Below are 13,072 nucleotides of genomic sequence, written 5' to 3'. Positions count from 1 at the left end.
AGGCAGCTCCCACATTTGCGGGCATGAAACTCTACGTGTCCCCGGGTGCCTGTTCGCTTTCTCCGCACATCGTGTTTCGTGAGGTCGGCCTGGACGTCCAGGTCGAGGGCGTGAACATCGCCACCAAAAAGACCAAGTCCGGAGAGGACTTCAAAGCCATCAACCCGAAGGGAAAGGTTCCTGCCCTTCGTCTCGATGGTGGTGAGGTCCTCACCGAGGGCGCGGCCATCGTTCAATACCTTGCTGATTTGAAGCCGGGTTCGACCCTCGTACCCAAGGCGGGGACGTTGGAGCGCGTGCGCGTTCAGGAGTGGCTCAATTACGTGGCCTCCGAGGTCCACAAAGGCTTTTCGCCGCTCTTCAAGCCGACGACGCCCGCCGAAACGAAGAAGACCGTCATCGAAACCCTCGGGCAGAACTTCGATTTCCTGAGCACCACGCTCGCGGATCAGCCGTTCCTCACGGGCGCCACCTTCACCGTCGCGGATGCGTACCTGTACACGATCCTTCTCTGGTCGAAGTACTTCGGCGCGGATCTCGACTTGGCGAAGTGGCCCGTTCTGCAAGCGTACGTGGCGCGCATCACCGAGCGCCCGGCCGTGCGCGCCGCCCTCGACGTCGAGGCCGAGCTGAAGAGAGCCAGCGCTTAGGGCAACGGGTAGGCAATGGTCTTGGCCGTGATTTCGCCGCCATCCACGATGACGGCGAGAACACGGCCTTCTTCCAGGGCGAGCAACTTGACCGCCGCGGCTTTTCCGTTGCCTGGAATATCGAGCACCGGGGTGCGCGGCTTCAATGCGGCGTCGAGCACCACGAGCTTCACGCTTTTCGCGTCCCCTTTGGCTTCCACGAAGGCGAGCACCGAATCGGCGCCATTTCGCAAAAGGCTGAGCGAGGTGCGTTCGCCCGCGCCGGTCTCCACGTCAAGGAGCGCCGGCTTGGGCGCCTCCGCCTCGATGGGAAACGTCACTCCGTAGAGATCCGGCTTGCCCGCGATGGGCGCGATGACGGTCACCGAGCGATCGGCGGCGGCCACGGCCGGCATGCCCAAGGCGGCCTTCAACCAGAGAAGCGATAGCTCCGAGGCGGCGTCCGATCCTTCCGCCTGCCGCGTGAGCGCGAGGTTTCCATTGAAGCGCCCCGCGAACACGTAGCCCGCGTCCCCTTCGTGCACGCTCGCGGGAAGATCGAAATTGTACCGCTCGAGCGTGGCATCCGGCACCTTGCGTGTGCCCAAGATCGTCTTGGTTGCGGCGCCGTCGTTGCCAACGAGATGGAAGGCCCATTGGCTCGTCGGTTCGCCGCTGTTGCGCGCCGTCGTGTCCGACGATGAGAGCGCCCACACGTTCTTTCCGTCGGTGAAGCTGCGGCAGCTGCGAATCTCTTCCACGTTGACGCCCGCCATCGGATTCGGTGGCGTGGTGCCGACGATGCGATCGGCATCCGAGAAGCCGCAGCGCACGCGTTTCGATTTGTCCTGCGCGGTGACCGAGGCATCGACCAAGACGCGCATCTTCAACTCCGCGGCGCCAAATGGCGTGACACGGTGAAGGAACAAGGTGCTTCCTTTATCGACCGGGCCCAGGTCCTTCGTGAGGGCGCTCGCGTCCACGTCGACGGCGGTTGCCGTTTGGGCGCCGAGATCGACGACCGAGGCGCGGGGGTTCGTGCCCACGGCGTAGCCGATGACGATGCGCCCATCCGACAGGCGTGCAGGCGTGGCGCCCGTGTCCGAGCGGGCGCCTTTGGCGATGGAAATGCCGGATCCGACGACGGAGCACGCCTTGGGATTGGACGGCGCCGCGGGCGCGACGGAAACGGCCGGTGCCGGTGCGGGAGCTGCCGATGTGACGCTGGCGTCTCGCCGGCTCGACTCCGCGGCGTGCGTGTCCGGTGCGGGATTCGATTTGGATGGGCAGCCGGTGAGGACGGCAAAGCCCAATAAGGATAAGGCGATAAGCGATGTGCGCGAGGCATCGGACGAATGGGCGAACATGGTAGGGACCTCTCCTCCCTATGTTCGGCCAAGCCCGCTGCCGGGTTGCGCTCAGAGCGTTTCGCCCAAAAGCGCACGCGCTTCGGCGCGGAATTCCTCGTCGGTTGCGGTGATGGCCCGCAAGGAATCGAGGAGGACCCGCCGAAACTCGCGACGCGCGAAGCCGAGGCGGTTCGTAATCTCGGTGACGGATACCGCAAATTCCGTCGCCAGCTCGGCGTACGAGGGCGCGCCAGTAGGGTGCAGGTAAAAGCGCTCGAAGATGCGGTAATGAAGATTCTTGCCCTTGCTGGTGCATTCGAGCTCCAGCTTCTCCACGGCCAAGCCAAGCAGGTGGCGCATCCACTCGCTGTCGAAGAAGACATCGAAGGGATCGGTCATATCGGCGGCAAAGGTCAATTCTTCCTCGGCGCGCGCGAAGTCGACACTGAGCGGCGGCGTGTTGCCTCCGCGTTTCAATGCATTGGCGATGCGCCCGCGATCCACGACGAAGCGATCGAGGCACACGCGCACGAACGTGCGAAAGCGACCCTTGTTGGGGTCGTAGCTCGCAAAGAGATCTCGCTCGAGCACTTTGAGAAAGAAATCTTGCGTGATGTCTTGCGTCTCCTCCGGACTGAATCGCCAGCGAAGTCGCAAGTATTTGTATACGGGTTTCCAGTACACGAGGCAGATCTGCTCGTTGCTTCGTGTGCGCTTTAGGCCGTCGTGGCTGCGGACGCCCATAACGATCGATGCGCAGGTCGTCGGAAATCGATCGCCCTGTCGAAGATGATTATCCATCGGCATTCCTACCCGTATCGACCATAAGGCTTTTGCGGGATGAGTACCATTGGATCACCGTGGCACCGGTCGGCGTAAACGAATCGTTTACACCTTGTTTTCAGCCTCGGCGATCGATAGCACACCCTAGAGCGCGGCTGCGAGCGCGTGCGGTGGCGGCCGTCGAGGATTCCGGTTTCGAATCGCCCCAATGGCGGAGGACGGTGCTGTAGGCATCGCATGCACCGGTGATGTCGCCGGTGCGCTCTTTGGCTTCGCCCAGCCACTGGTGTGCGTGGATTTGCGCAAATGGCGTATCGAGCATGCGGCACGTCCTGGTTGCCGGTTCGAGGAGCGCCGTGGCCTCGGCGGCCTCACCCGCGCGAAGTGCAATATGGCCTTCGCGCAGACCCGCCGAGGAGGCCATTCTCCATCCCCCGGGCAATCCGGCATCGCTCGGCGGCGGTCGATGTTGCCAGGCTTCTTCCGCGATGCCCGGCATATCCGCCACGGGCTCGAAGCGGTAGGCCCACACATCGCGGGCCCCCATGATTTTGCGGGCCCGCTGTTCCCAAGCCTCGGTCGAGGGCTCCCACGGCTCCGCGGCCTCGTGGGGATCGCGCGCACGGAAGAGTGCCGCGAGCATCGAGGGCTCGTGGCCAAAGCCCATGTCTTGATTCTCCGACCGCGTATCCAAATCCGTGCCGGTCCACGCGTCCTTCAAATGGAGGAACGTCTGCGCCGTGGTTGCGGCCTGGGCATGGCGCCCGGTTTCGGAATACAGATCCACCAGCGTTTCCGCGGCGCGCTGGTGCGGGGCCAGGGACGGATCCGAGGCAATCTCGCGGGCGAGCTCGGTGGCGAAGGTCTCCGCCTCGTCGAAGCGGCCGTACGACACGGACAGCCGCGCGAGATCGTGAAGGCGCGCCGCTTTGCGCGATGCCTCGGGCAGGAGCATCCAATAATCGCGAAGCGCCGCGTGCACGTCGTCCTCGGGGGCGCCGGACGCGGCGAGAGCATAGGCGAGCTGCCGGTGCGCCCGCCGGCTCGTAGGAACCTTGGTGATCGCGTGGCGAGCTTCCTCGGCCGCCTCGGCGCACTCTCCGGCGTTGGAGAGCAGGCTGCTGCGGTCGGCGATGCAATCGGCCGAGCCGGGCGAGAGCTCGATGCATTTGTCCAGTGCGACGCGCGCCTCGCTTTCGCGGTGAAGTCGCCAGGCGGCTGCGCTCTGCACCTGCCAGGCATCGGCGCTTTTCGGATCGAGCTCGCTGGCCTGGCGCGCGAGGGCGAGGCCGCGCTCGACGGAGGCGGCATCGTTGCCGGAGTGCACGCGCACCGTGGCGGCAAGGGTGAGCAACTCGGCATCGTGCGGAAACCGGCGCGCACCCTCCTCGAGCACGCGCGCGGCGGCCTCGCGATCCGGCGGCTCGGACACGACGATGTGCGTCCACGCATCGAGCACGAGGCCTTCGCGTTCGCTCAAGGCATCGCGCAGGCGCTGCGCGCGTTGCACTTGCTCGCGCTCCTCGACGATGGGGTAATACGTCTCGCCGGTGACGACGAGGTAGAGGCGCGCCGTGGCACACGAGGGATCGGCGGCCACGGCCTTTTCGAAGGCGGCATGGGCCGGGCCCCAATTGGCATCGCGCAGAAAGGACAGGCCTTCCACGACGGACTCGTGCGCGAGGCGTGTGCATGCCGATGGCGTGGCGACCCGCCGCGCAGCCGCCGGCGCAGCCGATTTTCGCAGAAGACCGAGCCCGTGGAGGAACAGGGCCACCACCAACAGCGCCATGAGTGGCAGCGAAGGATCACGGCGCTTGGGACGACGCGGACGCACCGCCGACACCGGCGCGGGTGGCGCCTCCAAAGCCGCCAAGAGATGGCGCATCGAGGGAAAGCGATCCGCTGGCCGCATGGACATGGCGCGGGCGAGCGCCGCGGCAATGTGCGGGGGCACGGCGCCATCCAGCGGCTTCGGTGCGCCGTAGTCCGTGGCGTTGTCGCGGGGCATTTCCTTCCAGGGCAGCTGGCCGGTGAAGGCTTCGTACGCCGTCACCGCCCAGGCGAACTGGTCTGCGCGCGCATCGATGGCTTCCCCGCGATTTTGCTCCGGGGGCATGTAGCCCGGCGTGCCCACGATCCACGCGCTCGTCTCGTCCTCGCCGTAACGCGCAATGCCGAAGTCGAGCACTTTGACCTCGCCCCGGCGGGTGATCATCACGTTTTCCGGCTTGATGTCGCGGTGAATCAAGCCGCGCGCGTGGGCGGCGGCGAGCACCTGGGCGACATCGGTCATCCAGCGCAAACGCACCGCGAACGGTGCAAGGTTCTTTCGGACGGCGGCCGCCAGCGATTCGCCGGCCACGTATTCCATGGCCATGAAGGCGAGCCCGTCGTGCTCGCCGACGTCGTGGATCGTCACCACGTTCCAATGCGAGAGTGCAGCGGCCGCGCGGGCTTCTCGCAAGATGCGCACCCGCGGATTCGATTCGAGGCTCCAGCCCGTGTGGGCGTGCAGAATCTTCAGCGCGATCTGCCGTTCGAGGTGCAGGTCGAAGGCGCGAAACAGGAGCCCCATCCCACCCTTGCCCAAGCAACCTTGCACGACGTAGCGGTCCGCGAACACCGTACCGGGCTCGAGTGCTTCCGCGCGCGCGGCCGGCTGCCAACGCACGATGGCGTTGTCGCGCAGCATGGGACCTTCCCTACGTGTCGTGCGCTCCGGCGCCATGTTCTCTGCCCCTTAGTGTTCGCGATCGACCGTTTTGATCACGAAATGCATCCCGGCTAGACGTGTTAGTAGCTCGTGCTACTAATACGATCGATGACGCGGGAACTCTGCATCGAGGCGCTGGTCGACTTGGGTTTCACCGCATTGGAGGCGGAGGTGTACGTCACCTTGGTGGAACACTCTCCGGCAACCGCCTACAAGGTCGCCCAGGAGGTGGGAAAGGCGGCGGCCAATGTCTACAAGGCCGTCGAGTCGCTTCAACGCAAGGGCGCGATCCTCGTGGAGGAGAGCTCGGGGCGGCTTTGCCGTGCGGTGCCGCCGGCGGAATTGATCGGGCAACTGCAGCAGCAATTCGCCCAGGCGCGCACGCGCGCGGAGCAGGCGCTGGCCAAGCTGCGTGGCCCCGCCCCCGACGAGCGCGTTTACCAACTCGCCGCGCACGATCAGGTGCTCGCGCGCGCCCGGGCGATGATCGAGCGCGGGCAGAAGGTGCTGCTTTGCGATTTGTTTCCCGAGTCGGTCGAGCTCTTACGGGGCGATCTGGAAAAGGCTGCACGCCGCGGTGTCTCCGTCTGCGTGCAGACCTACGCGCCGGCGACGTTCCCGCCGGGCATTCACGTGTTCGAGAACCCCGCGGGCGCGCGCCAGCTCGAAGCTTGGCCGGGCGGACAATGGCTCAACATCGTGGCCGATGCACGCGAGTACCTCTTTGCGCTGCTGCGCACGGGCGGCGAGGGCGTGCATCAAGCCGTGTGGAGCGAAAGCCCATGCCTCTCGGTCGTGCACCATAGCGGCATCAAATCCGAGATGACCGTGGTGGGCTTTCAGCGCCTCATCGAAGCCAAGGCCGACGCGGCGGCGTTCGCCCAGGCATTCGCACGCACGCAGCAACTCTTCGGGGCGGTGGATCTTCCGGGCTATGCCGCGCTCCGTGAACGTTTGGGCCCGGCTTAGGAGGCCAACCGTGCTTCGCATCGAATCGCTGACCAAGATTCACCCCGGCGGCGTAGCCGCACTCACCGACGTGTCGCTCGAGATAGGCAAGGGCATGTTCGGCCTTCTCGGGCCCAACGGCGCGGGCAAGTCCACCTTGATGAAGATCCTCACGGGCCTGCTCGCACCGAGCGCCGGCTCCGTGCATTTGGACGGCGTGGACATCGTCGCGCGCCCGGAATTCGTGCGGGAGAAACTCGGCTACCTGCCCCAGGAGTTCGGCCTCTATCCGCACCTCACGGGGCGGCAGATGCTCCAGTTCTTTCTCGATTTGAAAGGTATATCCGGTGATGGCCTGGTCGATGCTCTGCTCGGCGAGGTGAATCTTCTGGCGGTGGCCAATCGCAAGGTGGGCACGTACTCCGGCGGCATGCGGCAGCGCCTGGGGCTTGCGCAGGCCATCGCGGGCGAGCCGCGCTTGGTCGTGGTGGACGAGCCGACGGCGGGGCTCGATCCGCAAGAGCGGCAGCGCGTGTACCGGCTTCTGTCCGAGCTGGGAAAGAAGAGCACCGTGATTCTGTCGACGCACCTCGTGGAAGACGTGGCCGTGCTCTGCCCGCGTTTCGCGGTGCTGCGGCAAGGGCGGGTGGTGCGCGTCACCAGCCCGGGCGAGGCACGGGGCGCGCTCGCAGGGTGCATCTTCGAAGGGCGCATCCACGAGGAGGAACTCGAGGGTGCCGGAGATCGCTTTACGGTGACGCAGGCGTTCCTCGTCGAGGGCGCCATGCACGTGCGCCTGTTCGCCCAAGACGGTGAAGCCCCCGAGCCGCGGTTTCAGTCTGTGCCGCCCACCCTCGAGGATGCGTTCGTGCTGATGATGAACGACGAGACCGACATCACGAGGGCCGCGTGAGCCCCGCCGCACACCGCATTCGCACCGTGATGCGTGCCGACTTTGCCGAGTACCGGCGCCGCCCGCTCTTTTGGATATGGGGAACGGTGCTTTTGGTCATCTCCTGGCTTTATGGTCGCGGCGCTTTGGCCATCAGTGCAGGTGATGGCTCCGCAGGCGTGACCAAGGCGTGGGTGACATCGGAGTTCGCCACGGCGCACTTCTTTGGCATTGGCACCTTGCTCGCGCACGGATTCTTCGTAGCCATCGCATGCGGCATGCCCTTGGTGCGCGAAGAGCGCGCACGCATCGGGGACATGCTGGCGACCACGCCGCTCCGCCGCCACGAGCATGTCTGGGCGAAATACGGCGCGGCCGCCGTCGCGTGTTTGCTCCTGCTCGGGCTGCACACGCTCTTCGTCATGGCGTGCAATCACCTGGGCCCGGCGCCCAATTCCGGCATTCGAGGGCCTTTTTCCATTGGGCAATACGTCGTTCCCATTTTGGTATTGGCCCTGCCCACCGTCGTATTCCTTTCCGGGGTGGCCTTCGCGCTGGGATCGTGGTCGGGGCGCGGTATTGCGGTGTTCGTGTTTCCGGTGGCCTTGCTGCTGCTGTGCAATTTCGTGTTCTGGGAATGGTACCCACCGGATCTCGCCCCTGCGGTGCGGACGTGGCTGATGATGCTCGACCCCACCGGGTTTCGCTGGCTGGAACAGACGTACCTCGACGTGGACCGCGGTGCGGCGTTCTACAATGGGGCGCGCGTGGTTTGGGGCGCGGACTTTCTCGCTTCGCGTGCCGCCTGGGCGGGCGTGGGGCTCGCCGCGGTGACCTGGGTGGCACGTCGGCCGCGCGCCCCGCGAAAGGAGAACGCACGCATCGAGCCGATCGAGCAGGTGCGCTCGGCGGTGCGGGCAGACGAGATCGCGGTGCGGCACGCGCGGCCTTCCGTGGCGCGAACATTGGCGCGGCTCGTGCGCGCGGAGCTTTCCGCACTGCTGCGGCAATCGGGGCTTTATCTGTTCGTGCCGGTCATCTTGATTGCCATCGTGCCGGGCGTGCTCGATGCTATGGGGCCGTTCGAAAGCAACCTGCTGCCCATGCCGGGGATGCTTGCGCGCAAATGTGGCCCGGGCTTGCTCCTGGGCACCGCGGCGATGCTTTTCTTCTACACCGTGGAATCGATGGGGCGTGACGCGCGCACGCGCATCGCGGACATCGTGGGCACCACGCCAATCTCCGCGGGCACGCGCATGCTGGGCGCCGTGCTGGCGAATCTCGTGTTGGGAATGGCGATCCTGACGGTCGCCTGGCTCGTCTGCCTGTTGGTGCTCGTGCTGCGCGGCGCGCCCTCGTGGGCCGTGGGGCCGTTCGTGCTGTCGTGGCTCGTCCTGGGGATGCCGACACTCGCGTTTTTCTGTGCCTTTGCGGCCATGGTGTATGCCCGCTCGCGGAGCCGATCCCTCACCTACGCCGCAGGCCTCGTGTTGCTCGCGGCGACCGCGTGGCTCGGGGTCAAAGGCCAGATGACCTGGGCGACCAATTGGCTACTTTGGAAGAGCGTCGCCTGGAGCGATATCAGTGTTCTGGAATGCGATCGCACGGTGCTGATTCTGAATCGGATTTACGTCGTATCGCTGACGATTCTCTTTTTGCGATTGGCCGTAGGTTTGCGTGGACGCCTTGGGCTTGCACCGTATTGGGTCCCGGTGTTGGGGCTTGGCGTGGCCGTATGGGCCCAGGTTGCGTCGGGGTACCAGGGTGACGCGGCAAAGCGGGCCGACAAGGATTATTGGAAGCAAAACGTCGTCACGTACCGCGATGCACCGCTTCCGGATTTGACCTTCGTGGACGTCGATGTCGAGTTGGAGCCTTCCGCGGGCTCGATGCACGTGCGCGGAACGTACGAATTGGAAAATCGTACCGAAGCCCCGATTCGGCGCATTCCACTGACGACCGCACGGCACATGCGCGACCTCGAGTTCACCCTGAATGGGGAGCCCTATGCGCCGGAAAATCGCTCGAACCTGCGCATCTTCGAATGGGCGCTGAAGCCGCACGCGACCGCGCGAATCGGCTTTTCCTACCACGCGCGTGTGCCCGATGGGGCGAGTGCCAACGGCGGGCGCGTGCACCAATTCATTTTGCCTTCGAGCGTGGTGCTCTCGAACCTGGACGCGACATTCGTTCCCGCGCTCGGATTTCGCGATGACATCGGCATCACCGAGGAAAACCGCGCCGAGGCGCGCGTCTACGAGCCCGATTTTTACGCGGGCACGACCAAAGCCGCCATGCCCGGGGCCAATCAGCCCTTTCGAACGCGCATCCGCGTGACCACACCGGAGGATTTCACCGCCAATTCCGTGGGAACGAAAACGGCGGAATCGACGGCCGGCGGAAAGCGAATCACCGTTTGGGAAAGCAACGAGCCGGTTTACTATTTCAATATCGTCGCCGGCCGCTGGAAGGTGGAGCGCGCAGGCGATACCGAAGTTCATTATTTTCCCGAGCACGCCGCAAATGTCGCCGAGATGGCCCTGGCCCTACAGAGTGCGAAGAAGTACTATTCGGAATGGTTCTACCCCTATCCGTGGCAAAGTTTGAAGCTCAGCGAATTTGCCGGGCTCGATGCGTACGCGGAAGGGTTTTCCACGAACATCTCCTTTTCGGAGAACATCGGTTTTCTCGCCGAGCCGGGCGGGCGCGATCCATTGCCTTTCTGGATTACGGCGCACGAGGTGGCGCATCAATGGTGGCCGGGGCTGGTCATGTTCGGCGATGGGCCAGGCGCCAATGTGCTGGCCGAAGGCTTATCGCACTTCAGCGCGATGCTTTTGCTCGAGGCGGTGAAGGGCAAGGAGGCGCGCATCGCCTTTGCCGATCGCATCGAGCGGCATTACGCGCGCGAGCGCCGCGCCGATTCGGAGCAGCCGCTGGTGCGCTCGGACAGCGTGGAGGGGCGGCTGGGGCTTGCCCCCGTCTGGTATGCGCGCGGTGGCTGGGCTTTCTGGATGCTCCTGCACACGACGGGTCGCGAGGAGTTCTTTCGCGGGCTGCACGCGTTCGTGGCGAAGTACCGCGGCAATGCCGACCATCCGACGCTTCACGATTTCTTCGAAACGATGCGCCCGTTCGCCAAGGATCCGGCCGAGTTCGACGCGTTCGTGGCCGAGTGGTTCGAAGCGGTGACGGTGCCGCGCTTTCGCACTTCGGCGCGATGTGAGTCCGTGGGGGCCCGATGGCGGGTCCGTGGCCGGCTCGAAAACGAGGGCTCCGGCCGGGTGTGGGTCGAGGTCGCGGCGACCGCCGGCCCACGAAGCGCGCGCACGCGGGTGCGGGTCGCGCCGGATGCGCCGGCCGAGTTCGAGATCGACACGGATTTTCCGCCAGAGCAGATCGTCGTCGATCCCGATCGGATGGTGCTGCAGTTGGAGCGTCAGGCTGCCGCGCGCGCCTGCACGACTTGAAGCTCGGCCTCGATCTCGACTTTGTCGCTGACCAGGACGCCGCCCGTTTCGAGCGCCTGGTTCCACTTCAAGCCAAAATCGCTGCGCAAAATGGTCGCCTTGGCGTTGAAGCCGAGACGCTCGTTGCCCCAGGGATCTTTGCCGTGGCCGGTCTGCTCGACCTCCAAGGTGACCTCGTTGGTCACACCATGGATGGTGAGATCGCCAGCGAGCTTGTAACGGCCCTTGCCGGTCGACTCCACGCGTTTGCTCGCGAAGGTGATCTTCGGGAATTTCTCGGCATCGAAAAAGTCGCCGGAGCGCAGGTGCCCGTCGCGCTGAGCTTCGTGCGTGTCGATGCTGGCCACGTCGATTTCGACCTGGACGTTCGAGGCGGACGCATTGGCAGGATCGTACGAGAGCGTTGCGCTCCAGGTTTTGAACTGGCCCCGCACTTTGGCGAACATCATGTGACGAACGGTGAACGCAATTTCCGAGTGAGCCGTATCAATCGAGTACGTGGCCATGGAAGAACCTCCTGCGCCAGAGGTTAGGGTTTGCCGTCCATCGACGTACCCGACGAAAAATCGATACGTATCATCTGTTTCTTCGATGCTCCTGGAGCAGGCTTGCGAGCCGATCCAGGACCCATCGGTGCGCCGGGCCGAACATGGATCCGGGCCGATACACCGCATGAAACGTGACCCGGAGGTCCATGCCCACCCATGCTTGGGGCCGGATGCGCACGAGTTTGCGGGAGCGCAGGTCGTTGCGAATCAGGTGTTCGGGCATGTTGCCCCACCCAAGGTTGGCCCGCAGAAGGGCATGCTTGGTGTGCAGGTCGGCGACGCGCCACGTGCGCGGTGAGAGGACGGCCTGATCGGCGATGCCCGCGTCGCTGCGCTCGGAGAGGACGACTTGTACGGCATCGGCCAAGCGGGCCGCGGGGATGGGGCCGCGGATGCTGGCGAGCGGGTGCTTCGGTCCCGTGACGGGGATCATTTCGATGCGGCCGAGAAAGGTGCGCTCCAGATCGCCGGCGACGCCCGGTGGTGCGACGACACCGATGGTGGCCGCGCCCGAGACGACGCGCTCGGTGACCGCCTTGAGCACCTGGATGTCCACCCGCAGGTCGACCGAGGGGAATTCCTTGGCAAATCCCTCGCAAAGCTCGACGAGGGCACTCAGGGGAAAGAGGGCGTCGACGCAGAGGGAGACCTGCGCCTCGAGGCCCATGACCATGTCGCTGGTGAGTCGTTTGAGGGAGTCGACCTCGAGCAGGACCCTCCGGGCGGCGGCCAGCACCGCCTGGCCCTGCTCGGTCAGGCGCGCCACCTTCGTGGAACGGTCCCAAAGGGGCACCCCGAGCTGGTTCTCCAAATTGCTCATGGCGGTGCTCACCGCCGACTGGACCCGCCGGAGCTTGCGCGCAGCCGCAGAAAAGCTGCCTTCCTCCACGACGGCCACGAGCGCGCGTAGCTGGTCGAGCGTGATGGGGTCGAACATTTTCCCGGTCTAGTTTCGCCGACGAAGGCCGGCTATAGTACGGCCTCGACCGAGCACGGGTGGCGAAACTGGCAGACGCACCGGATTTAGGTTCCGGCGCCGCAAGGCGTAGGGGTTCGACTCCCCTCCCGTGCACTTGTTCTTGATCCCTAGGCATGGCCCCCCCCGTCGGGGAGGTGTCCGTGGTCGTCCGGGGCTCGGTGATGGCTCCGAGCTCGTGATAAATGGTGTCGACGACGAGCGCGCGGACTCGCGGTAGTTCATCAACTGCCCGCGCGTCGTGTGGCCGGTGCGATCTTGAACCCAGCTCTCCGTCTTGCCGGCCGCCAAACTGCGAGTGATGAACGTCGCGCGAGGTCGTGCGCCACGATCCGCTTGCGATTTTCGGAGCGCCTGTAGATCTCTTGGCGCTCGTCGACTCCGATCCCCGCGAGTTCGAGGTGCTTCCGAAACAGTTGGGTGAGGTGCTTCCAGTCGATGTTCGGGAACACGAGGGTCCAGATGGATGTTTCGTGCTCGCGCGCGCAAACGCCGCACGCGCAAGTCTGCATGCACCATCCATCCAGAGCTGAATCGCGCAGTCCACAATCGCATCGCTCTCTCGTTGGGACTCGGGGGGCGGAGGCTTCAGCCGCGACGAGAGCTTTCTCGGTGTGCTGGCGACCCGCTACATATCGATAGGCCATCTGCGCCCCAACTATGGCGACTGCCGCGACGCCGAAGATCACGAGGCGATGATTGCGATCGGCGCGTTTCGCAAAGAGCTCTTCGACCGTATCTCCGTTTTGAAAGCGCATGTG

Annotated in this window: 9 protein-coding genes and 1 tRNA gene; 5 read left to right on the top strand and 5 right to left on the bottom strand. The window is 65.0% G+C overall.

What is annotated here, in order from left to right:
* Positions 1-23 precede the first annotated feature (23 nt).
* Positions 24-650 (top strand): glutathione transferase GstA, encoded by a 627-nt coding sequence (gene gstA, locus LZC95_46540; GenBank protein WXA93901.1) that lies wholly within the window; start codon positions 24-26, stop codon positions 648-650.
* On the opposite strand, the gene LZC95_46535 is transcribed toward gstA, so the two are convergent.
* The 3 genes from LZC95_46535 to LZC95_46525 all read right to left on the bottom strand — a co-directional run bounded on the left by LZC95_46535 (position 647) and on the right by LZC95_46525 (position 5,456).
* Positions 647-1,996: a hypothetical protein gene (locus LZC95_46535; GenBank protein ID WXA93900.1), complete on the bottom strand. Its 1,350-nt coding sequence runs from the start codon at positions 1,994-1,996 to the stop codon at positions 647-649. The two genes, gstA and LZC95_46535, sit on opposite strands and share 4 nt — an antisense overlap.
* Positions 1,997-2,047: 51 nt before the next feature.
* A complete protein-coding gene (locus tag LZC95_46530; protein ID WXA93899.1) occupies positions 2,048-2,779 on the bottom strand; it encodes a hypothetical protein in 732 nt (243 codons plus the stop codon).
* Positions 2,780-2,879: 100 nt separating this feature from the next.
* Entirely contained in the window at positions 2,880-5,456 is a 2,577-nt protein-coding gene (locus tag LZC95_46525; GenBank protein ID WXA93898.1) for a protein kinase, read from the bottom strand.
* Between the two features lie 129 nt (positions 5,457-5,585).
* On the opposite strand from LZC95_46525, the gene LZC95_46520 reads away from it, so the two are divergent.
* From LZC95_46520 to LZC95_46510, 3 genes are read left to right on the top strand one after another with little or no spacing between them, the layout of a single operon-like run.
* Positions 5,586-6,446 carry a TrmB family transcriptional regulator gene (locus LZC95_46520; GenBank protein ID WXA93897.1) on the top strand — a complete coding sequence of 287 codons (861 nt, stop codon included), beginning with the start codon at positions 5,586-5,588 and terminating at the stop codon, positions 6,444-6,446.
* 10 nt (positions 6,447-6,456) lie between these two features.
* Positions 6,457-7,338 carry an ATP-binding cassette domain-containing protein gene (locus LZC95_46515; GenBank protein WXA93896.1) on the top strand — a complete coding sequence of 294 codons (882 nt, stop codon included), beginning with the start codon at positions 6,457-6,459 and terminating at the stop codon, positions 7,336-7,338.
* The gene (locus tag LZC95_46510; protein WXA93895.1) at positions 7,335-10,787 is read left to right on the top strand and encodes a hypothetical protein; all 3,453 of its coding nucleotides are present in this window, start codon (positions 7,335-7,337) and stop codon (positions 10,785-10,787) included. Before LZC95_46515 ends, LZC95_46510 begins: the two co-directional genes overlap by 4 nt.
* On the opposite strand, the gene LZC95_46505 is transcribed toward LZC95_46510, so the two are convergent.
* Both LZC95_46505 and LZC95_46500 read right to left on the bottom strand, forming a co-directional pair.
* A complete protein-coding gene (locus tag LZC95_46505) occupies positions 10,757-11,293 on the bottom strand; it encodes a YceI family protein (GenBank protein WXA93894.1) in 537 nt (178 codons plus the stop codon). The two genes, LZC95_46510 and LZC95_46505, sit on opposite strands and share 31 nt — an antisense overlap.
* 70 nt (positions 11,294-11,363) lie before the next feature.
* Complete coding sequence (locus LZC95_46500) at positions 11,364-12,272, bottom strand: LysR family transcriptional regulator (GenBank protein ID WXA93893.1); 909 nt, start codon at positions 12,270-12,272, stop codon at positions 11,364-11,366.
* A gap of 53 nt (positions 12,273-12,325) precedes the next feature.
* Here LZC95_46500 and LZC95_46495 point away from each other — a divergent pair.
* A tRNA-Leu gene (locus LZC95_46495) sits at positions 12,326-12,407 on the top strand.
* Positions 12,408-13,072 lie beyond the last annotated feature (665 nt).

The organism is Sorangiineae bacterium MSr12523 (assembly GCA_037157775.1).
Classification (GTDB): domain Bacteria; phylum Myxococcota_A; class Polyangia; order Polyangiales; family Polyangiaceae; genus Pendulispora; species Pendulispora brunnea.
Note: the sequence above shows the minus strand (reverse complement) of the source record. Positions and strands in the feature narration are given on the sequence as shown.